The organism is Phytohabitans flavus, assembly GCF_011764545.1.
Classification (GTDB): Bacteria; Actinomycetota; Actinomycetes; order Mycobacteriales; family Micromonosporaceae; genus Phytohabitans; species Phytohabitans flavus.
In genome coordinates, this window is the sequence record NZ_AP022870.1 from 4,720,350 (window position 1) to 4,741,953 (window position 21,604).

Genomic DNA, 21,604 nt, shown 5'->3' on the forward strand with positions numbered 1-21,604 from the left:
AGCGTCATGGGGAAGACCTCCGCAGCTCACGCTTACCCGCAGCGCGGCTCGGCCACGGGTCTGGTCGTCACCCGGGGCACCCCACCGTGAACACGAGGGTTGCCGGCCAGCGAGCCGGGGCTTGACGCTGGCACTCTTGACCGCCGCCGATCGTACAACACGGGCGTCAAGGTTTGGCCGATGAAGACCCGCCGCCGCATCCGCCTGACCGCCGACTAACCCCCGCGTCGCGCCTGCTTACGGTGTGAAGGCGAAAAGATAGACCCCCGCTCCCCGGCGATGACGAGGTTGTCGCCGCGCCAGGCCACGCCGTGTAGGTCACCATCGACCCGCATGGCCGCGTGGCAGTCGCGCTTCGCTGTGTTCCAAACCCGGAGCAGGTCGTTGCCAGCTGTGGCCAGCCAGCGGCCGTCTGGCGAATAGGCGCAGTCCGCGTGCGGTCCGGGGTGACCGTGGAGGTCCCAGGCGAGCGCTCCGGTCGCGGTGTCCCAAATCTTCGTGCTTCCGTCGACGCTGCTGCTGGCCAGTAGCCGGCCGTCCAGGGTCAACGTGAGCCCGGTTATCGCGTCAGTGTGTCCAGAGAGACTTGAGCGCGTCCGGCCGTCCGCTATGTCGACGATCGCGATCGATCCGCTCTGGCCACCCACCGCGAGCGAGGCGCCCACGGGCTCGACGACGCACCGAGTCGACCCGGCGAGCCCGGAGTCCACAATGTGGCGCAGCCGACCGTCGGGTTCCCAGAAGCGGACCCGACCGTCGCGGGTCAGCGTCCCTGCCCATCCTCCATCCGGACTGATCGCGCAGTCCATGACCGCCTCTGGATGGTCGAGGACCGCCACGCACTCACCCGTCGAGGTGGACCAGATCCTGCCCGTCTTGTCCTCGGCAGTGGTGACGAGCCAGTTGCCGCCGGGCGCGACCGCGATGCCGGTGATCTTCGCGGTATGGCCGGCGAGGGTGAGGGCGACGGTCGCCGTTGCGACATCCCAGAGGCGCACGGTGCCGTCGTAGTACCCGCCGACAAGCCGGCTCTCATCCGGAAACAGCCGGCACCGTGCGGCCTGGCTGGAGTACAGATCGATCGCACGGGGGCTGACCGGCTTCGAAGTGTCCCAGATACGGATCGTGCCGTCCCAGCTTGTGGTGGCGAGCTTCGAGTCATCCGGCGCGACCGCGCAGTACGTCGCCGGCCGTACATGCCCCTTTAGCACCGAGACCATGTCTCCGGAGTCAATGTCGCGAATGCTCGTCAAGCCGTTCCAGCCGGTCGTCGCTAGCCAGTTCCGCTGCGCGAAGGAAGCACTGTGCATCATGCCTAGGTCTGGGTCCTCGATGACGGCCATCTCCCGCCCGTCGCCGGTCCAGATCCGAGTGGTCCCGTCCTCACTGGTGGCTGCGAGCCAGTCGCCGGTGCGGCCGATCACACAACTCGTCACCGGCGCGCCGGAACCGCGCAGGACCTGACGCTCGTCACCTTGGGCCGACCAAGTACGAACTGTACCGTCCTCACCCGCCGTGGCGAGCCACTCGCCATCCCCAGCGATCGAGCAACTGTTGATCTTCGCCGTGTGTGCGGACAGGACCCAAAGTGGCGCCATCCCGTCAGCGTTCCAGGCTCGGGCCGTACCGTCCTCGCTCGTGGTCACGAACCACGAGCCGTCCGGCGCGACCGCACAGCTGGTTATTGCCTTGGTGTGCCCCGTCAAGACCTGGGCGATGGTACCGCGGTCGAGATCCCACACGCGGACCGTCGCATCCTCGCCGCCGGTGATCAGGCGGGTCCCGTCGTGTAGGAACGCGCACGTCGCGAGCGCGCCGGCGGTGCCGTCCAGGACTGCCTGGGCCGCGCCATCGGACAGTCTCCAGATCCGCGCCGTACCGTCGCGTCCCACAGTCGCCAACCTACGGCCGTCGCCAGATATGTCGCATGCGGTCGTCCAGCCTCGATGGCCGGTGAGGACGCGGAGCAAAGCCGGATCGGCGTCCGGGAGTGGCCAACGGTTGCGCAGCCGGCGCTGGCCGCGTGCGGTCATGGCCACGTCCGCCAGCTCCCGCACCCCCTGCAAGCGACTGACCACGATGTCGACCAGGGCTTCCGCCGGTTCGATCACGCCGAAGAGATGGCCGTCCCGCGCCAGCACACTCGATAGAGCGGCGGGTTCGGATCCGGTCGCCCGCCGCACGTCCGTCTCCGCGGCCGCTGCTCCATAGCGGACTATCCTGGGCACGACCCACCTCAGGTCGCATACGACTCGGCGGAGCTCGTCCGGCCGGTCGCCCTCGACAAGGTGGTACGAGAGGTAGCGCCAGTAGTAGTCGGCATCGGCCGGGATGAGCCACCACAGTGGTGGGTCAGATCGGTCGTCGAGCAGCAGCGCGGCGGCGGCGCTGAGAAGGCCACGGTTCAGCTGCGTGATGTCGGCCCAGCCCAGCTCCCCCGGACGAACGCGCGCAGCACGTCGTGCAACCGCAGCGCTCCGGTGTCACCCCGGTACGACTGGACCAGCGACAGCTCGGCGAGATCGGCACAGAGCCGGCTGGTCTCGTACGGTGAGAGGCCACCCGACTGGCCCCACAGCAGCTCGATGACGTCGCGCGGAATGTCGACGTCGTCGGCGAAGACGCCCAACTCTAGGTAACGGCGCCGTTCGTCGACGCTCAGCAGGTCAAGGCTCGCCCTGACGCAGAGGCGTACTGCGCGCTCACGGCGGCTCTCGGTCCGCACATCCAGCGTCGTTGGGCCATCACCGGCTAGCCGTTCGGCGATGGTGCGTGCTACCACGGCGATCTCCAGCCCGTCACGGGCCGCTCGCAGAAGCGCACCGTTAACCAGGGCGAGTAGCAGCGGCCACCGCCCAGTCAGCTCCAGTAGAGCCTCACGGATGCCGCCAGGGAGGTCGGTCAGGCCGTGGTCCAGCAGCTCGCGTGCCTCCCGATGGGCCATCTGGTCGACCTTCACCAGGCGGGCGTACTGGGGAAGTAGCGTCGCCCGCCGGGTGGTAACCAGGCGGGTGCAACGACTACCCCCGACAGGAATGGCCGCAGGGCGGCCGCGGTCCAGATGTCGTCCACCACGAGCAGCACCGGCTCGCAACCTTCCAGTACCTGGCCCAGGCGGTACCCGGCCTGCTCAGGATCGGAAAGGTTCGGCCGTTCAGCGCCCAGCTGAGCACAGAGATCGTTGATCTTCTCGGCCAGCTGCGTCGGCGTTACGTCCTCGCCGACAGTGACCCAGAGCAGCCCGCCGGTGAAGGCCGCCGCGACCTCCGGTTGGGTGCAGGCGATCGCGGCGGCCGTGGTCTTGCCGAATCCGCCCGCGCCGAACAGCGCCGTCGTCACACCGACGGTGCCGCCTCTCCCGTCGAGCAGCAGCCGCCTCAGCTCTGCCGTGATGGCAGGCCGGTCCACAACTTCCCGATCGAAGGAGGGCTGCATCCATGGCCGGGAGACCGACCTGAGCGGCAGGGCCCTAACAGCCTCCACCACCTGCGCGACCGGTAGGTGCGGTGGTGCCAGCGAACCGATGTCGTCGGCGTCGTCCACAGTGCCCTCGCGGCGGCTCATCAGGATCTCGAACGCGATATAGCCAGCATTCAGGACCCCGAGGCCTGCCAGGAGCATCCATCGATACGGGGCCAGGTCGAACCCGGCGGTCGCGACGTTCGTGAGCACGCCGACGAGTGCACTGGCCGAAAGGCCGATCCCAACGCGAACACTCCGTCGCCGCACCGCAGCCCTCCACATTCCTACGAGGACGAAGGTACCCACGGGCTTCCACCCTCACCCGCACCTGCGCTAAACGCGACACTCGCCGCTTATCGGCGTTCCTGCGCAACTTGGCACATCTCACCCGCGGCGCCATTGTGGACAAGCGCGACCGATCGACGGTGGTGGGTTCAGCGTGGTTTCAGGGCGACGCCAGTGCTACCCGCCACCCTTGCTTGGCTCGGCGCCGTCTGTTGGTGGCGGGACCGAGCGGGCAAGGCCGGACCGCAGGGGGCGGTTTCGGGGGACGTGGCCGAGGCCGGTCGCGGGTAAGGGAAGGCGACGTGGGGATTCATCGAAGAAGGGTAATCGCGGCCGGTGCTTTGGGGGCGATAGGCGCGGCCGCCGGGTGGCCGGGGGTCGGCAGCGCGGCGGGGGCCGCGACCGCTGTGGCGGAGCCGGAGGTGTCCGGTGGGCTGGCCGGGGGGAGGACCACATTGGACGGAACGGTCGTGCTGGGATCCGACGTCGGCCACGGCTACCGGAAGTTGGCGGCGGGTCCGGGGGAACCGCACGCCCTTCGCAACGAGCTGGCACCGGGCGCGGTGGCTCCGGCCAACCCGGTGCCGCTGATCGCGTTCGTGCAGATGTCGGACCTGCATGTGGTGGACGACCAGTCGCCGCTGCGCTTGGAGTATCTGGACAGGTACGCCGATCCGGGGCCGCCGCACTTCGGCAGCTATCCGTTGGGCGGCTCGTACCGCGCGCACGAGATGCTCTCGACGCACCTCGTCGACGCCATGTGCCGGGCGATCGCAAAGACGGTGGTCGGGCCGGCGACGGGCCTGCCGCTGTGCATGACGCTGGTGACCGGTGACGTGGTCGACAACTGCCAGTACAACGAGACGCGGTGGTACATCGACCTGCTCGACGGCCGTACCGTCAAGCCGACCTCCGGTGACTCCACAGGGGACAGTGGGGGCGGGCATGTGGGGGCGCATACGGACTCCGCCTACTGGACGCCGCAGGCGCCGTCGTTGAGGGGTAAGCACTTCGAGGCCGGCTACCCGGAGTTTCCGTCGCTCTACCAGGCCGCTCGACGGGAGTACGACGCGCACGGGCTCGGCATGCCGTGGTACACCGCGTACGGCAACCACGACGGAATGGTGCAGGGCAACACTTCCGCGCAGGGCACGTGGTACGGCTCGCCGGTGTCCGAGCTTGCCACCGGCGACGAGAAGGTGCTCGGCTTCGTCTCCGACCCGCTGCCGGCGGACTACGACGACTTCGGGCCGGCGAAGATGTCCGACGTGCTCGTGGACGGGGACACCGGAAACCTCTCGAAGACCGCGGTCTTCGCCGACTCGTCGAGGCGGCTGCTGTCCCGCGAGGAGTTCATCGCGGAGCACTTCACGTCGGCCGGTCAGCCGGTGGGACACGGCTTCTCGCCTGGCGCCGAGCACGCCTACTACGCCATCCCTTCGGGTCCGGACGACCTATTCCAGTTCATCGCGCTGGACACCACCAACGTTGCCACCGCCTCGAAGGACCTCAAGAAGGCCGCCAACGGTTCGCTCGACGCCGACCAGTACCACTGGTTGGAGGCGAACCTGATCGCGAACAGCAGCCGGTACGAGCTGGCCGAGCTCGACTCGAACGGGCGGCGCAAGCTGGTCCAGCAGCCGGACGTACGGGACAAGCTCTTCGTCATCTTCTGCCATCACGCACTGAACACAATGGACAACACCGATGCCGGACAGCCGTACGCCGGCAGCCATCTGCGAAACCTGCTGCTGCGCTTTCCGAACGTCATCATGATGGTCGACGGCCACACCCACGAAAACCGGATCAGGGCGCACACGCGGCCCGCCAACAGCAACCTCGCGGGCGGCTTCTACGAAGTCAACACCGCCTCGCACATCGACTGGCCGGTGCAGAGCCGCATCATCGAGGTCGCCGAGGGCCACGGGACGCTCGCCATCTTCACGACGATGCTCGACATCGACGCCCCGATCGACCACTTCGGGGATCTGGGTACGCCCGACAAGCTCGCCTCGCTCGCCCGCGAGCTGGCCGCCAACGACCTACAGGAGATCCGGGCCAGGGGCGTCGACGAGCGGCGGGGCTACGCGCTGGACCGGAACGTCCAGTTGCTGCTGCCCACACCGTTCAAGCTGGAGGGTGGTTTCCGATGAGAAGAAGGAGAGCGTTCGCGGTGGCGCTGGGCACCGTGCTGGTGCTGTCGTTCGGGCTGGCCGGTCCGGCCGCCGCGATCCCGACCGACCCAAGCTCGCCCTGCCTCGAACAGGCCTTCGGCAACCTGAAGGCGTCGTCGACGAACGTCGCGGCCGGAGCACCCGTGGCGCTCAGCTGGGATACCCCGAAGGTGGCCAACTGCCCGACGCTGAAGTACGAGCTGGAGACCCGCCTGTTCGGCGAGACACTCGAAGCCAACTACCCGATCCAGCCGAACAGCTCCAAGACGCTCTCCCCCGCGGTCAACACGCTGGTGATCCTGAACGCGACGATGGGCCCCGGCGCGAAGAAGCCGCTGGACAGCATCTCGGTCGCGGTGACACGCACCAGCGCCGACGGTCGCATGGAAATCGTCATCGACTCAAGTACGGACAAGGCGCTCTTCCTGTGGGCGATCGACCAGCCGAAGACCACGATCCGCCTGCGGGACAACGTCAACCTCGACCTGTCCTACCGCGACCAGCTGTACATCGCCGAGGGTGTGCACATCCTCGGCAACCGCGGCAGCACCAATCCCGGCCCGCGCATCTACACCACGACAAAGCCGAAACGCCTGTTCATGATCGGTCGTTACCTGTCCGGTGACGGCGTACGGATCAGCGGCATCCGCCTCGACGGCGGCGAAACGGCTATCGCGGACAACGGCGATCCCGCGCCCATCGGGATCGCGGTCCACGCCAGCGTCAACGTGGCGATCGAGAACAACGAGATCTACGGCTGGGCGGGTGCCGGGGTCGAGGTAAGCGACCAGATCGAGGGCCGTGCGAACAAGCTGAACCTGGACAACCCGTCGGGTGTGCTGGTGCGTGACAACTTCATCCACCACAACCAGCACAAGCGAAAGTTCGGCTACGGCGTCGTGGTGGGGACGACGCGTACGCAACGATCGAGCAGAACGTCTTCGACTACAACCGGCACGCGATCTCCTCGGACGGCCTGCCCGGCACCGGGTACCTCGCGTACCGCAACCTCGTGCTGCAACACGGAGGCGTCAACACCTGGGCGACCGACACACACCAGTTCGACGTGCACGGCACCGAATCCTGCTGGACCATCGACTTCTACTGCGGCGACGCCGGCCAGTACTTCGACATCCGCTACAACTCCTTCTACTACACCGAGGGAGACGTGGTGAAGGTCCGCGGCGAGCCGCACATCCGGGCCAACGTGCGGGACAACGTCTTCGCCGACACGAACGCGGACGAGGCGATCGTCCAGACGGTCGACGGCTTCAACGTGGTACGCGAGCGCAACAGGTTCGGGCTGAACACCTTCAACACGTCAGCGTCGTGCGACTTCGACGGCGACGGCACCGCCGACCGCTTCCTGGCCACCGGCAACACGTGGTGGTTTCTGGCGAAGACCGGCCAGTGGACGTACCTCAACATGTCTGCCAAGCAGGTCGGCGACCTGACCTTCGGGGACCTGACCGGTGACGGTCGCTGCGACGTCCGGGCCAAGGCCAACGGCCAGGTGTTTCCCGGCGGCCGGGCCAGCTCCCGGTCCATCGAGGTCACGTGGCGGGACCCGGCCGGCGGCGACCTGCGACTGTGGGAGGTCGCGAACGGTGTGGCCGGCCCGCGTGTGGTGCGCTGGTCGGCCGGTGACCGCACCCCGCTGGGCACCGGTGACTTCAACGGCGACGGCCTGCCCGACCGGGTGCAGCGCGGGCCCGACGGCGCGGTGTACGTGATGCTGCTCGACGCGTACAACGGGCGGTTCACCCCGCCCGGCGACCGCTCCGACGTCCAGGGCGTACTGCCGGCCGGCGTCAACCTCGCCGGGATCGGCGACTTCAACGCCGACGGCCGCTCCGACCTGCTGTGGCGCCACCCGGACGGCGCACTGGAGATCTGGATGGGCGGGGAGAGCCGCAACAAGGCCACGCTCTCGTACCTCAACGACCCCACCGCCACGACCGGAATGGACTGGCAGGTCAGGTTCCTGGGCGACTTCAACGGCGACGGCCGCTCCGACATCCTGTGGCGGCACGACAACGGGTCACTGTCGATCTGGTACATGAACGGCGAGCTGTTCGCCGGCGAGCTGAAGACGGAGTTCGCCGACCCGACCGCGATCTGGGACATCGAGGCGGTCGGTGACTTCGACGCGGACGGTCGCGCGGACATCCTGTGGCGGCACGACGACGGCGGGCTGGCGATCTGGTTCCGCGGGATCAACACGATGGTGGCCTACCCGACCTGGCAGAACCGGCCCGGTCACCGGACCGAACTGGACTGGCGGATCGAGGCCGTCGCCGACGTCAACGCCGACCGGCGGGCGGACATCATCTGGCAGCACACGAACGGCACGGTGGTGAGCTGGACGATGGACGGCGGCCGGTACGTCAGCGAGTACGCCACCGGCTCCCTGCCGGCGGGCTCCCAGCTGATCAGCGTCGCACCGATAAAGAACGGCTAGCAGCCGCGGGCCGGCGGCGAGGATGCCGCCGGCCCGCAGCTCGTCAGGAGCGCCGCTCAAGCCTGCGGCGCCTGCGACGCCGGGAGGCCGACTCGATCGCCCGGCCACCGGCGACCGGCGGCCGGCCGAGCACGAGGAGGGTGGGGTCGTGGCGCAGGATGGCCAGGTGCAGGTCGCCTACCCTCGGGGTGGGATCGACGCCGAGCTCCCCCCGCAGCCGGATCCGCAGGTCGTGGTACACCGCGAGGGCCTCGGCCTGCCGGCCCGACCGGTACAGGGCCAGCATCAGCTGCCGGTGCAGGTCCTCGTCCAGCGGGAAGCGCGCGGCCAGCACGGCCAGCTCCGGCAGCGCGACAAGGTGCTCCCCCACCGCCAGGCGCGCCTCGGTGAGCAGCCGGCGGGCGGTCCACCGGAGCTCGTCGAGGTGCCGGGCCTGCGCGTCGAAGGACGGCAGGTCGGCCAGGTCGGCTAGGGCGGGGCCGCGCCACAGGGTCAGTGCGGTACGCAGCAGGTCCGCCGCCACGTACGGGTCAGCGGCCCGCCGCGCCCGTCCGATAAGACGCTCGGCGACCCGGACGTCGGTCGTCGCCCCGCCCAGCTCCATCACGTAACCCCCGGCCCGGGCCACGATCCGCTCGCCCAGCCGGTACTCCCGGCGCAGGAACGAGACGTGGCGCTGCAACGTGTTGAGCGCCGTCGCCGGTGCCTCGCCGTTCCATACGACGTCCATGAGCCTGTGTACGCTCACGACCTCGCCGACGTGCAGGGCCAGCGCCGCGAGCAGTGCCGTACGCCGCGCCCCGGCGACCGGACGTGCCGACCCGTCGACGACTACCTCGACGGTCCCTAGCAGCCGCAGCGCCGGCGGTTCGGTCAGTTCAACAAAATGCACCGCACGACGGTACGAACCGCGGACGCGGCCGGACGTGGGGAATACTCCCTAACTTGAGTCGGCCTCCAGCCGGCGTGCCGCGGCGACGGCCTGGCCGCGGCTTGTCACGCCGAGCTTGGCGAGCACCGCCGACACGTGATGGTCGACGGTCTTGGCGGACAGCGTCAGCCGGGCGGCGATCTCCGCGTTCGACAGCCCCTCGACCAGCAGCGCGAGCACCTCCGCCTGGCGCGCGGTCAGCCCTGCCGGGTGCGCGGCCGTGGCCCGGCGGGGACCTCGTGGTGCCCGGACGACGAGGCCCCGATCGCGCAGCCGCGCCCGTACGTACCCGGCGGCCCGGGACGCGCCCAGTTCGTCAAGCACCCGCAGCGCCTCCGCGGCCGCTTCCTCGTCGCCGTCGGCGAGCGCCTCGACCCGTCCCCAGACGCTCCCCCGCTCCTGCCAGGCCGCGGCACCGCCGGCCCAGTCACCCGCGATCACCAGCGTGTACGGGTGCCCCGGCGCCAACCCGTCGGGCACCGGGCCGCCCGCTCGCCAGAGCCGGTACGCCAGCTCCTCGATGTGGAACCTGTACCGCACACCCATTGCCAGCCGCAGGCCGCGCTCGGCCTCGGCCCGGGCGCGATCGAGGTCGCCCTGCCACAGGAAGTACTCCGAGCGGGCGGCCGCCACCGGTACCACCGACTGGAGGTCGCGGACGCGGCTCGCCTGCCGGTCCGCTTCGTCCAGCGTCGCGAGCGCCTCCTTCTCGCCGCGGGCGGCCCGCACGCGTCCCCGCACGACAAGCGGCAGGACGGCGTTGACCCCGAACGGCGCCGAACGGTCGAGCGCCTGGTCGGCGTCGGCGAGCGCGCCGGCCCAGTCGCCGCGGGCGAACCGGATGGTGGCCCGGAACCCGCGCGCGATCCCACCGATCCCGTCGAGGTCGCGCGCGGCGACGTAGGCGAGTGCCCGGTCGGCGAGCGGCTCGGCCGCGCCGTACCGCTGGAGCTCGCCCGACGTGACGCCGGCCAGGTTGGTCAGCGCCCGGACGGCGGTCTCCGCGAACCCGTGCCGGTCCGCCCGCTGGAACGCCTGCTCCAGCGTCTCCACCGCGCCGGGCACGCCGCGGGAGAGCTCTACCGTACCGACGTTGACCTGGGCGTGGGTTGCCGTCTCCGGGTCACCCAGCTCGTCCGCCAGCGTGGTGGCGCGCACGCCGTGTTCGAACGCCTCGTCCAGCTCGTACGCGAGCAGGTGCAGCTGAGACTGGTTGCTGTACGCCATCGCCAACTGCCGGCCGGGCGGCAGTGCGAGCAGCGTCGTGACCGCCTCCAGCGCGGCCGACCGCGCCAGCCCGGCGTCCCCGGCGAACCACGCCATCCGCGAGATGAAGCGCAGGTTTTCGCCCACGCGCTCGATCTCGTCCAGCGACCGCCGCACCGCCAGTGCGGCCCGCCCAGCGGCCAGGCCCTCGTCGACCTGGCCGACCAGATACGCCTCCCGGGCGTACGCCTCGAGCAGTGCGGCCCGCTGCGGATCCGGCAGCTGTCCCGAGTGAGGCACCGCGACCCGGTAGTGCTCGGCCGCCTCCCGGTGCGCACCCTGCTGGGCCGCCTCGTCCCCGGCGATCCGGCCGAACCGGAGCACCGCCGCCTCGTCATGCGCGTGCCGAGCGTGGTGTACCAGCCGTCCCGGGTCGATCCCGTCCATTCCGGACAGTGCTTCGAGCACCTGCCGGTGCAGCCGCGCCCGCCGTATGGGCGACAGCGAGTCCTCCACCGCGGTGCGCAGCAGCTCGTGCCGGAAGCGGGCCCCGTCGCCCTCCGCGACGAGGACGCCCGCCGCCACACATTGCTCCACGAGGTCGATCTTGTCCGCGACCAGGGCGCCGTCCGCCCGGGTGGGGATGACCGCGACAAGCTGCGCCAGGTCGCGGGCCGGCTCGGCCACCGCGCGCAGCCGATCCAGGATCAGGTCCTTCACGCTTGCCGGTACCGTCCCGGCGTCAGCGTCCAGCAGCTCGGTGACCAGCAGCGGGTTGCCGCCGGTCAGCTCGCCGACCAGGCGCGGGTCGTGCCCGGCGCGCTCGGCCTGCCGCGCCACGCACTCCCCGGACAGCGGCGCGAGCAGCACCCGGCGGACGATCGCCTTGGGCAGCGCGGCCAGCGCGCCACGCAGCGGGTGCTCCACACCGATCTCGTCGTCGCGGTAGGTCACCACCAGCAGGGCGGGGAGCCGGTCGATCCGCCGGCCGAGGAACACAAGCAGGTCCAGCGTGGCCTCGTCGGCCCAGTGCATGTCTTCGAGGACGACGACCGGCCGCTGCCGCTGTACCGGCCCGGACAGCTCGTCGAGCAGCGCCGCGAACACGGCGTCCCGGGCGCCGGCGGTGCGCAGCCGCTCGGCCAGCTCGCCGCCGGCCTGCCGGCCGATGTCGTGCAGCGGCCCCAGGACCCGGGGCGTGACGAGGCGGTCGCAGGCACCCCAGAGCACCCGCGCTCGGACACCGCACCGGCGGGCGAACTCGGACAGCAGGACGGACTTGCCGATGCCGGCCTCGCCGGCCACGAGCGCGATCCGGCCGCCCTGGGCGCTGTCGCGCAACAGCCCGTCCAGCGCGTCCAGGGCCTCAGCCCGCTCCCACAACTCCATCGGACGATCATCGTAAGAGCTGGCTGGCAAGTTAGGGAAAACTCCCCACGCGGCGGAGCGCGGCGCTGCCTAGCTTCGATGACATGGCAACGGACTGGACGATCGTGGACGAAGGCTGGGGCCGAAAAGCGGTCCCCTTCGCCACGCTGAGCGAACCAAGCAACTGCCGTGAGTACGTCTCGGTCCATCAGCGGCTCGGGGTCGGCCACGGCGACCGCCTCCTCGACGTTGCCTGCGGGGCCGGACTCGCGATCGAGCTCGCCGTGGTCCGGGGAGCGGACTGCGCGGGCATCGACGCGGCACCCCGGCTGGTGGCCGTCGCCCGGGATCGCAGCCCGAACGCCGATATCCGGGTCGGTGACATGCACGCCATGCCGTGGGCCGACGCGAGCTTCGACGTGGTGACGAGCTTCCGCGGGATCTGGGGTACCACGCCGGCGGCGCTGCCCGAGGTGTTCCGGGTGCTCGCGCCGGGCGGCCGGCTCGGTATGACGGTGTGGGGGCACGTCAAGGCCTCCCCCGGCGCCTGGGCGCTGGCGCCGTTCCGGCTGGCCGCCCCACCGAAGCTGCGGTATCAGGCGGCGATGCAGCTCGGCCGCCCCGGCGCGGGCGAGGACCTGCTCGCCGCTGCCGGGTTCGTCGGCGTCGAGCGCTTCGAGGTCCCGTTCGCGTGGGAGTTCAGCGATCCGCAAACGTTCGCCGTGGCTCTGGCAGCCACCGGGCCGGCGTACGAGGCGATCCAGCACGTCGGCGAGGCGGCCTTCCACCAGGCCGCGCTCGACGAGGCCGCGAGCCGGGTCCGGGACGGTCTGCCCCTGCGGGCCGAGATCGACGTGGTCGGCTACCTGGCCCGGAAGCCGGCCCCATGAGCGGCGCCGGATTCCTCGCCCGGCCCGAACCGACGCCGCGGGCCAAGGACCACTTCGACGAGGACATCGTCCAGTTCGGACACATCATGAACGCGTCCAGGCTGTGGGCCTACCAGCCCGCCGCCTTCGACGGCATCGTCGAGCTGTTGCGGCAGACCAGCGTCGAGCACGGGATCACCACCCGGCAGCGGGGCATCCTCGTCACCGCGTGCGCCTCGGCACTTGGCGACTCGTACTGCGCCATCTCCTGGGGCACGAAGCTGGCCCGGACGGCGGACGCGCAGACGGCGTCGGCGGTACTGCGCGGCGACGACACCGGGCTCACCGCTCCGGAGCACGCGCTGGCCGCGTGGGCCCGCAAGGTCGTCCGCGGGCCTAGCCACACCACACCGGCGGACATCCAGGACCTGCGCGACAACGGTTTCACCGATGCACAGATCTTCGCGATCACCGTCTTCGTATCGATCCGGATCGCGTACTCCACCGTCAACGACGCGCTGGGCGCCCAGCCGGACGCCTTCTTCCACACGCTGGCCCCGGCACCCGTCCGCGACGCCGTCACCTTCGGCCGCCCCTGGAGGAGGCCACCTCATCATCCTCGGCCCTTCTGGGGTGAGGCGGCGGGTCCGGTCGCCCGGTTCGACTGCCGCCGCGTCCCGCCCTGGCTACGTTGAGGAGTCATGACCCCACGGCCCATTGTCGTCGGCGTCGACGGCTCCGAAGGCAGCGAGGCAGCGCTGCGCTGGGCGCTGGACAGGGGCGCCCGCACCGACACACCCGTGACCCTGGTGTACGGCTTCTCGTTGCCGATGGTCGCCGGGCCCGCTGGCCTGGCGCCGGCTGTCTGGCCCGACTACGGATCCCGCGACGAGGCGGAGAACCTGCTCAACTCGACCGTGGAGAGGGCCCGGCAGAGCCACCCAGGGGTGACAGTCAACGGCACAGTGGTAGCCGGCGACGCCACCGCCTCGCTGGTGGAAAGCTCACGGCAGTCGCGGCTGGTGGTCGTGGGCGCTCGCGGAAGCGGCGGATTCACCGGGCTACTCGTCGGGTCGACGAGCGTAGCCGTCTCGGCGAACGCGCACTGCCCGGTCGTCATCGTGCGCGGTGACGAGCCGCCAGCCGACGCTCCGGTTTTCGCGGGCGTCGACGGCTCGGAGGGCGCGCTGCTGGCGCTGGAGTTCGGGTTCGCCGAGGCCGCCGCACGGGGCGTGAGCCTCCAGGTGGTCCACGTCTGGTCGCCGCCGCCCATGCGCTGGCGACCGCCGGCCTTCGACCTGGATACCCAGCTCGCCGAACAGCGCGCCGAGACCGCGGAGCTGGTCGAGGGCTGGCGGGAGAAGTACCCCAAGGTCTCGACGAACGTCCGGGTCATGGCCGGCAAGCCCGCCGAGGTGCTCATCGACGTCAGCCACGAGGCGCAACTTCTCGCCGTCGGGTCCCGGGGGCTGGGTGGCTTCCGGGGGCTGTTGCTGGGCTCGACCAGCCACCCACTGCTGTACCACGCCAGGTGCCCGGTCGCCGTCGTCCGCGAGCTGCCCAACTGATCAGAGCGCCGCCGACGCTGGCTGACGGGCCTTCCCGACGCCGTCCGCCCGCGGGTAGTCTCGGTAGGACTACCCAGGCGGGGTGGTGATGCCATGACCATGGCGGATGGGTGGCTGGCCGCGGTCGGGCCCGACGCGCGCGGCCGGGCCCGAGAAATCGCCCGTGCGCACGCCGCGTTCCTGTCCACCGGCACCCTCGACCCGGCCGCGGCGCCGGTGCGCGGCGTGGTGGCCGCTTCCTGGCGCCGCTCGTCCGCGGCGCGCGTCGACCCGGACCGGGACCCGCCGGTCACGCTGCTCGACGCCGACCTGGCCGGATACCGGTCGGCCCATCCACTGTCGATGGTGGTGCCCGTGCTGCGCGATCTGGTGGGTGGCACCGCCGACGACGGCGAGCACGTGTGGGCCGTGATGGACGCCGACGGCCGGCTCCTGTGGGTGGAGGGCACCGCGGCGCGCGGGCCCGGGCGGCCCGGATGAACTTCGTCGAGGGCGCGCTGTGGGACGAGGCGCACGCGGGTACGAACGCGCCGGGCACGGCACTCGCCGTGGACCACGAGGTACAGATCTTCGCCGCCGAGCACTACCGGCACACCGTGCAGGCGTGGACCTGCGCCGCCGCCCCGATCCATGACCCGGCGACCGGGCGGATCCTGGGCATCCTCGACGTCACCGGCGGCGACGCGGTGGCCCACCCGCACAGCCTCGCCCTCGTCCGCGCGGCGGCGCGGCTCGCCGAGGCCCACCTGGCCACGGTGCGCCTGGCCCCGGTCGCGCGCGCCCCGGCGGCCCGGCTGCGGGTGCTCGGGCGCCCGGAGGGTGTGCTGCTGCTCGACGGGCGCGAGATCCCGCTGCACGGCCGGCACGCCGAGGCGATGGCGATCCTGGCCGCGCACCCGGAGGGCATGACCGGCCAGCAGCTGGGCGCGGCGATGTACGACGACCGCACCGCGCAGGGCACGCTCCGGGTCGAGCTGCTGCGGCTGCGCCGGCTCGTCGGTCCGCTGCTGCACTCCCGGCCGTACCGGCTCGCCGAGCCGATCGCGGCCGATTTCCTCGACGTGGCGCAGGCCCTGGAGCGCGGTGACGTGGCCGCCGCCGTCGACGCGTACGCGGGCCCCCTGCTGCCCACCTCCGACGCGCCGGCCGTGGTCGAGCGGCGCCGCCGGCTGGAGGTCGAGGTGCGCTCCGCCGTGCTGGCCGCGACCGACCCGGCCATCCTCCACGCGTACGCGAGCGACGCCGGCTTCGACGACCTCGCGGTCTGGGAGCGGCTGGCCCACCTCGCGCCACAGCACCGGGCGGTGGTCAGTCGGGTCACCGAGTTACGTGCCGAATACGGCCTCAACAGCGATGCAACATTGATGTAACCTCCCGCCTCCTACGGTCGGACGCCAGCATGAGACCGCTCGCTGGAGGTTTCACCATGACCATTTACGCCGCGCCCGGGCAGCCCGAATCCCCCGTGCGCTACCAGGACCGCTACGACCACTGGATCGGCGGCGAGTTCGTTCCGCCCGCGCAGGGCCGGTACTTCGAGAACCCCACCCCGGTCACCGGGCAGACGTTCTGTGAGATCGCCCGCGGTACGGCCGAGGACGTCGAGAAGGCCCTGGACGCCGCGCACGGCGCCGCCCCGCGTGGGGCCGCACCTCGGTCGCCGAGCGGGCCAACATCCTCAACAAGATCGCCGACCGGATGGAAGCCAACCTCGAGACCCTCGCGATCGCAGAGACGTGGGAGAACGGCAAGCCGGTCCGCGAGACCCTCGCTGCCGACCTGCCACTGGCCATCGACCACTTCCGGTACTTCGCCGGCGCGATCCGGGCGCAGGAGGGCAGCCTCGCCGAGCTCGACGACGACACCGTCGCGTACCACTTCCACGAGCCGCTCGGCGTCGTCGGCCAGATCATCCCGTGGAACTTCCCGATCCTGATGGCCACCTGGAAGCTCGCGCCCGCACTCGCCGCCGGCAACGCGGTCGTGCTCAAGCCGGCCGAGCAGACGCCCGCGTCGATCCACTTCCTGATGAACCTCGTCGGTGACCTGCTGCCACCGGGTGTGCTCAACATCGTCAACGGCTTCGGTATCGAGGCCGGCAAGCCGCTCGCGTCCAGCGCCCGGGTCGCCAAGGTCGCCTTCACCGGCGAGACCACCACCGGGCGGCTGATCATGCAGTACGCCAGCGAGAACATCAAGCCCGTCACGCTGGAACTGGGCGGCAAGAGCCCCAACATCTTCTTCGACGACGTCTCCGCCGCCCGGGACGACTTCTTCGACAAGGCCCTCGAAGGCTTTACGATGTTCGCCCTCAACCAGGGCGAGGTCTGCACCTGCCCGTCGCGGGCGCTGATACAGCAGGGCCACTACCGCGACTTCCTGGACGCCGCCGTGGAGCGCACCCGGAAGATCACGCAGGGGAACCCGCTCGACACCGGCACGATGATCGGGGCGCAGGCCTCCAACGACCAGCTGGAGAAGATCCTGTCCTACTTGGACATCGGCGTGCAGGAAGGGGCGAGCGTCCTCGTCGGCGGCGGGCGCGCGGACATGCCCGGCGAGCTGGCCGGCGGCTACTACGTACAGCCGACCATCTTCGAGGGCAACAACGCGATGCGCGTGTTCCAAGAGGAGATCTTCGGCCCGGTCGTGTCGGTCGCGCCGTTCGCCGACTTCGCCGACGCCATCAAGATCGCCAATGACACCTTGTACGGGCTCGGCGCCGGCGTTTGGACCCGCGACATGAACACCGCGTACCGCGCCGGGCGCGCGATCCAGGCCGGTCGAGTGTGGACCAACTGCTACCACGCGTACCCGGCGCACGCCGCGTTCGGCGGGTACAAGGGTTCGGGCATCGGGCGGGAGAACCACAAGATGATGCTCGACCACTACCAGCAGACCAAGAACCTCCTGGTCAGCTACTCGCCCAAGGCCGTCGGCTTCTTCTAGGACACGCTCATGGCATCCCGAGTCGACATCACCCCGGCCGCCGCCGACGTACTCCGGTCGCTGCGCGGCGCGCACGGGCCCCTGATGTTCCACCAGTCCGGCGGCTGCTGCGACGGCAGCAGCCCGATGTGCTATCCGGAAGGCGAGTTCCGCACCGGCTCTTCTGACGTGCTGCTCGCGAAGCTCGCGGTCGAGGGCGTCGACGAACCTGTCACCTTCTGGATGGCCGCCGCCCAGTTCGAACGCTGGCGCCACACCCACCTCACCGTGGACGTGGTCCCCGGCCGAGGCAGCGGATTCTCGCTGGAGGCGCCCGAGGGCGTGCGGTTCCTGATCCGATCCCGCCTGCTCACACCTGAGGAGCAGGCAGCCCTCGGCGACTGAGGGCGACAGGTGTCCCGGCCGGCCCCCGTCGGCCGGGCCACCCATCGCGCGGGGCACGCGGTCAGCGGTAGACCAGCCCGGCGCCTACCTCGATGACCTGTCCGGTGGTGGCGGATGCCCCGTCGGAGACCAGGTACCGGACGGTGGCGACCAGGTCGTCCGGCACGAGCTGGCGGGGTATCGCCTGCGCGGCGAGGGTCTGGGCCGTCGCCGCCGGGTCCTCCTGCCCGCCGGCCAGCTCAAGCTCCCCTTCCGTCCGGATCGCCCCGGGCGAGATCGCGTTCACGGTGATGCCCGAGCGGCCCAGCGCGCGGGCCAGCGACCGGGTCAGGCCGACAAGCGCGGCCTTGCTCGACACGTACGACGGGCCGGACGGCCCGCCGAGCCGGACCGTCGCCGAGGTGATGTTGACGATCCGGCCCCAGCCGCGCTCGGCCATGCCGGTGGCGAACGCCTGGGCCAGCAGCATCGGCGCGGTCACGTTCACCGCGAACGTCTGCTGCCACTCCCCCAGCGGCAGCTCCCGGATGTCCACGTTGGACGCTCGGGCGGCGTTGTTGACGAGCACGTCGACCGGGCCGGCACGTTCGGCGAGGTCGCATACGGCCGCCGGGTCGGACAGGTCGGCTTCGAACTCCAGCACCTCGGCACCGCGTTCCTCGCACCGTCGGGCCACCTTCGCCACCTCGTCCGGGGCGGCGAGGTGGTGCAGCACGAGGGTGCGATCCGGCTCGGCGAGGCCGATGGCGAGCGCGGCGCCGATGCCGCGCCGCGCGCCGGTGACCAGGATGCGGCGCGTCACGAGGGTTCCTCCGGCGTCAGCACGGTCTTGATGGTCGCACCGGAGCGGAGCAGCGCGAGTGCCGCTTCGACGTCGTCGAGCCGGTACCGGTCGGTGACCAGCGGGGCGAGCCGCTCGGCGTGCCGGCGGAGCGTGTCGACGGCGCTCGGGAAGCTGTGCAGGATCGCCATCGAGCCGACGATGGTCAGCTCGTCCTGGTAGATCCGGTGCGGTGACACAGCGGCCCTCGCCCCGGGATTGGCCACCCCGAAGACGAGCAGGGTGCCGGCGCGGGCCACGCTGGCCAGCGCCTGCTCGAAAGCGGCCGGGTTGCCGGTCGCCTCGATCACCCACGGCGCGCGCAGGTCGGCGGCCTCCTCCGGAGCGCGCACCTCGGCTCCGGTGAGGCGGGCGGCCAGCTCGCGGCGGGCCGGGTTGACCTCGACCACGGTCACCGGACCGACGCCGCGGGCGTCCAGCAGGATCGCCAGGATCAGCCCCATCGTGCCGGCCCCGTACACGATCGCCGGCTCGTCCGGGCGCGGGTCCAGCCGGCGCAGCCCTCGCTCGGCGCAGGCCACCGGCTCGGCCAGCGGCGCCACCGCGAGGGGAAAGCCGGGCTCCAGCCGGTGCAGGTTGGCGGCGGGTACGGCGGTGAACTCGGCCCAGGCGCCGGGCCGGGTGGCCCCGATGGCTTGCCAGCGCTCGCACATGTTTCCCCGGCCGCGGCGGCACGGGTCGCAGGCGCCGCAGTGCAGCGACGGGTCGACGGCCACCAGGTCGCCGGCGCGGTACCCGGAGACCTCGGCGCCGACCGCGACCACCTCGCCCCAGGGCTCGTGGCCGGGGATCAGCGGAAACCGGTCCTCGCCCAGCTCGCCGGAGAGCAGGTGCAGGTCCGTACCGCAGATGCCGCAGGCACGGACCGCGACCACCACCCCGTCCCGCGCGGGAGCGGGGTCGGGTACCCGCGTGACGGTGAGCGCGCCGGGCCCGGTGGCCAGGACCGCGCGCATCAGCCGGCCGATTCGGTGTCGAAGACGATCAGCCCTCGGGTCGCGGCTCCCGAGCGCAGCGCGTCGTAAGCCTCGTCCATCTGGTCGACCCGCCAGCGGTGGGAGACCATCGCGGCCAGGTCCAGCCGGCCGGCGAGGTACATGTCCACGAGATCGGGGAAGTCGACCGGCGGGTTCGACGAGCCGTACTTGGAGGCCACGATGCGGCGCTCGCCGTTGAGCAGGTGACCGGGGTCGAAACCGAGCGCGACGCCGTCGGGGTAGCCGGCGATCAGCACGCACGTCCCCGTACGGCGAGGGCGCCCATCGCGAGCGGGAACGCGCTGGCCGCGCTCGTCGTGACGAATGCGTAGTCGACGCCCCGGCCGGCGATCTCCCGGATCTGGTCGGCCGCGTCCGGGGCGGTGGCGTCGACGCAGTGGGTAGCCCCCATGCGGATCAGCGCGGCGAACTTGTCCGGCCGTACGTCGACCGCGATGACCGGGTAGGCGCCGGCCAGCGCGGCGGCGTGCAGCGCGCTGATGCCGACACCGCCGCAGCCCAAGACCGCGACGGCCTCGCCAGGGCGCACCCGGGCGGTGTTGCGCACCGCGCCGACCCCGGTGGTGGCCGCGCAGCCGATCAGCGCGGCAAGGTCCAGCGGCATGGCGGGGTCGACAGATACGACCGCCCGCTCGGCGACCACCGTCAACGGCGCGTTGGTGGCTGGACCGTAGTGGAAGACGTCCTCGCCGCCGTGGTGAAACCGGGTGGTGCCGTCGGCCATCCGGCCCAGCGGCGGCTGCTGGGTGCAGAGCGCGGGCAGCCCCTGCCGGCAGGTGCGGCAGCGACCGCAGCCGGGTGCCCAGGAGACGACGACGTGGTCGCCGGGTGCCACCGTGGCGACCCCCGGACCGACCGCCTCGACCACGCCGGCGCCCTCGTCGCCGAGCACGATCGGCATGGGTATCGCGGCGTGCTCGCCGTCCATGGCGTACAGGCAGCTGTGGCAGACGCCGGAGGCGGCCATGCGGACCCGTACCTCGCCGTCGCGAGGCTCGTCGACCTCCAGGTCGAGCAGGCGGTGCGGCGTGCGCGCTCCGGTGAGCACCGGCGTGGGTACGGTCATCGCGTGCCTCCCGTGTCAGCGGCCGGGCCGGCCAGGTGGATCTTGATGTCGCGACCGGCGGCCGCGGCGCGCAGCGCGTCCGGGGCGTCGGCGAGCGGGCGTACCGAGGTGACGAGGCGGTGCACGGGTGCACCGGATCCGATGAGCCGCTCGGCGGTGGCGAAGTCGTCCGGCACATACATGGCGGAGCCACAGACGCGGATCTCGTGGTCCTGTACCGCCTCGACGGTGACGTCCATCGGGCCGTGCCCCACGCCGACCACCACCACCGTGCCGCCGCGCATGGCCAGGCGCAGCGCCGAGCCGAGGGAGCCACGCGAGGCGACGCAGTCGAACACCACGTCCGGCCGCCCGTCGAGGGCCGTGGCGATCTCCTCCTCGGCCGGCGGTGCGGACGGGTCGGTCGCCGCTACCGCACCCAGGTCCAGGGCCAGCTCCCGCTTGGCGGCGACCGGATCGGTGACCACCACCCGCGCGGCCCCGGCGGCGAGCGCGGCGAGCAGCACGCACTGCCCGATGCTGCCCCCGCCGAGCACGGCCACCGTGGCACCGTCGAGCCGGCCGCCCGGCGCCGCCACGGTTGTCGCGTGTACGGCCGTGGCCAGCGGCTCGGTCATCGCCGCGGCGGCCAGGGTCACCCCGTCCGGTACCGGTGCGAGCGCCGCGGCCGGGACGGCGAACGCGTCCGCGAAGGCGCCCGGCCGGTGCGACCCGACGCCGATCAGGTTGGCGCAGAGGTTGGGCCGGTTTCGTCCACAGTAGAAACAATCACCGCAGGCCACCGCCGGGCGCAGGTACACCCGGTCGCCCTCGGCCCAGCCGGACAGGCCGGATCCGAGCGCGGCGACCACCCCGGATGCCTCGTGGCCGGGCGGGATCGGGTACGGCAGCCACGGGTGTCCACGGTGGAGGGTGTGCAGGTCGGAGCCGCAGATGCCGGCGTACGCGGTGCGCACCAGCAGCTCGCCGGCGGCCGGCTCGGGCTCCGGCACGTCCCGCACCTCGACGGCACCCGGCCCGGTGATCCATACCTGTCTCATCC

17 protein-coding genes, 2 pseudogenes and 1 riboswitch are annotated in these 21,604 nt (G+C 71.4%); of the genes and pseudogenes, 9 read left to right on the plus strand and 10 right to left on the minus strand.

Annotated features, from left to right (window positions below):
- Positions 1-23: 23 nt before the first annotated feature.
- A riboswitch (SAM riboswitch) is annotated at positions 24-142 on the minus strand.
- Positions 143-215: 73 nt separating this feature from the next.
- From Pflav_RS20590 to Pflav_RS20600, 3 genes are all read right to left on the minus strand, one after another.
- Entirely contained in the window at positions 216-2,228 is a 2,013-nt protein-coding gene (locus Pflav_RS20590; RefSeq protein WP_173037600.1) for a WD40 repeat domain-containing protein, read from the minus strand.
- A gap of 176 nt (positions 2,229-2,404) precedes the next feature.
- The gene (locus Pflav_RS20595; RefSeq protein WP_173037601.1) at positions 2,405-2,959 is read right to left on the minus strand and encodes a hypothetical protein; all 555 of its coding nucleotides are present in this window, start codon (positions 2,957-2,959) and stop codon (positions 2,405-2,407) included.
- Positions 2,956-3,672 (minus strand): NB-ARC domain-containing protein, encoded by a 717-nt coding sequence (locus Pflav_RS20600; protein WP_173037602.1) that lies wholly within the window; start codon positions 3,670-3,672, stop codon positions 2,956-2,958. The genes Pflav_RS20595 and Pflav_RS20600 overlap by 4 nt, the downstream gene beginning before the upstream one ends.
- 545 nt (positions 3,673-4,217) lie before the next feature.
- Here Pflav_RS20600 and Pflav_RS20605 point away from each other — a divergent pair.
- The 3 genes from Pflav_RS20605 to Pflav_RS20610 all read left to right on the plus strand — a co-directional run bounded on the left by Pflav_RS20605 (position 4,218) and on the right by Pflav_RS20610 (position 8,382).
- Positions 4,218-5,900, plus strand: coding sequence for a TIGR03767 family metallophosphoesterase (locus Pflav_RS20605; protein WP_173037603.1), 1,683 nt, complete (start codon positions 4,218-4,220; stop codon positions 5,898-5,900).
- The gene (locus Pflav_RS45945; RefSeq protein WP_232071687.1) at positions 5,897-7,096 is read left to right on the plus strand and encodes a right-handed parallel beta-helix repeat-containing protein; all 1,200 of its coding nucleotides are present in this window, start codon (positions 5,897-5,899) and stop codon (positions 7,094-7,096) included. Before Pflav_RS20605 ends, Pflav_RS45945 begins: the two co-directional genes overlap by 4 nt.
- A gap of 251 nt (positions 7,097-7,347) precedes the next feature.
- A complete protein-coding gene (locus tag Pflav_RS20610; protein ID WP_232072710.1) occupies positions 7,348-8,382 on the plus strand; it encodes an FG-GAP repeat domain-containing protein in 1,035 nt (344 codons plus the stop codon).
- 43 nt (positions 8,383-8,425) lie between these two features.
- Here Pflav_RS20610 and Pflav_RS20615 read toward each other — a convergent pair whose 3' ends face one another.
- Together Pflav_RS20615 and Pflav_RS20620 are read right to left on the minus strand one after the other, a co-directional pair.
- Complete coding sequence (locus Pflav_RS20615; protein ID WP_197938665.1) at positions 8,426-9,274, minus strand: AfsR/SARP family transcriptional regulator; 849 nt, start codon at positions 9,272-9,274, stop codon at positions 8,426-8,428.
- 48 nt (positions 9,275-9,322) lie between these two features.
- Positions 9,323-11,908, minus strand: coding sequence for an ATP-binding protein (locus Pflav_RS20620; protein WP_173037605.1), 2,586 nt, complete (start codon positions 11,906-11,908; stop codon positions 9,323-9,325).
- 83 nt (positions 11,909-11,991) lie between these two features.
- Here Pflav_RS20620 and Pflav_RS20625 point away from each other — a divergent pair, with 83 nt between their 5' ends.
- The 6 genes and pseudogenes from Pflav_RS20625 (at position 11,992) to Pflav_RS20650 (ending at position 17,657) form a co-directional block, all read left to right on the plus strand.
- The gene (locus Pflav_RS20625) at positions 11,992-12,777 is read left to right on the plus strand and encodes a class I SAM-dependent methyltransferase (protein ID WP_173037606.1); all 786 of its coding nucleotides are present in this window, start codon (positions 11,992-11,994) and stop codon (positions 12,775-12,777) included.
- Positions 12,774-13,451, plus strand: coding sequence for a carboxymuconolactone decarboxylase family protein (locus Pflav_RS20630; RefSeq protein ID WP_180201276.1), 678 nt, complete (start codon positions 12,774-12,776; stop codon positions 13,449-13,451). Before Pflav_RS20625 ends, Pflav_RS20630 begins: the two co-directional genes overlap by 4 nt.
- A gap of 6 nt (positions 13,452-13,457) precedes the next feature.
- A complete protein-coding gene (locus tag Pflav_RS20635) occupies positions 13,458-14,324 on the plus strand; it encodes a universal stress protein (protein ID WP_173037607.1) in 867 nt (288 codons plus the stop codon).
- Positions 14,325-14,423: 99 nt separating this feature from the next.
- Positions 14,424-15,694: pseudogene (locus Pflav_RS20640) on the plus strand (GAF domain-containing protein).
- Between the two features lie 56 nt (positions 15,695-15,750).
- Positions 15,751-17,273, plus strand: a pseudogene (gene adh / locus Pflav_RS20645) (aldehyde dehydrogenase).
- Positions 17,274-17,282: 9 nt separating this feature from the next.
- The gene (locus tag Pflav_RS20650) at positions 17,283-17,657 is read left to right on the plus strand and encodes a DUF779 domain-containing protein (RefSeq protein ID WP_173037608.1); all 375 of its coding nucleotides are present in this window, start codon (positions 17,283-17,285) and stop codon (positions 17,655-17,657) included.
- A gap of 61 nt (positions 17,658-17,718) precedes the next feature.
- On the opposite strand, the gene Pflav_RS20655 is transcribed toward Pflav_RS20650, so the two are convergent.
- Genes Pflav_RS20655 through Pflav_RS20675 form a run of 5 tightly spaced genes read right to left on the minus strand, consistent with a single transcriptional unit; the run spans position 17,719 to position 21,602 of the window.
- Positions 17,719-18,459 carry an SDR family NAD(P)-dependent oxidoreductase gene (locus Pflav_RS20655; RefSeq protein WP_173037609.1) on the minus strand — a complete coding sequence of 247 codons (741 nt, stop codon included), beginning with the start codon at positions 18,457-18,459 and terminating at the stop codon, positions 17,719-17,721.
- Positions 18,456-19,454 (minus strand): zinc-dependent alcohol dehydrogenase family protein, encoded by a 999-nt coding sequence (locus Pflav_RS20660; RefSeq protein WP_173037610.1) that lies wholly within the window; start codon positions 19,452-19,454, stop codon positions 18,456-18,458. Before Pflav_RS20660 ends, Pflav_RS20655 begins: the two co-directional genes overlap by 4 nt.
- On the minus strand, positions 19,454-19,732 hold the full coding sequence (locus Pflav_RS20665; RefSeq protein ID WP_173037611.1) for an MDR/zinc-dependent alcohol dehydrogenase-like family protein: 279 nt from the start codon (positions 19,730-19,732) through the stop codon (positions 19,454-19,456). Before Pflav_RS20665 ends, Pflav_RS20660 begins: the two co-directional genes overlap by 1 nt.
- Complete coding sequence (locus Pflav_RS20670; protein WP_173037612.1) at positions 19,726-20,562, minus strand: alcohol dehydrogenase catalytic domain-containing protein; 837 nt, start codon at positions 20,560-20,562, stop codon at positions 19,726-19,728. The genes Pflav_RS20665 and Pflav_RS20670 overlap by 7 nt, the downstream gene beginning before the upstream one ends.
- Entirely contained in the window at positions 20,559-21,602 is a 1,044-nt protein-coding gene (locus tag Pflav_RS20675; protein ID WP_173037613.1) for a zinc-dependent alcohol dehydrogenase, read from the minus strand. Before Pflav_RS20675 ends, Pflav_RS20670 begins: the two co-directional genes overlap by 4 nt.
- Between the last annotated feature and the right edge of the window lie 2 nt (positions 21,603-21,604).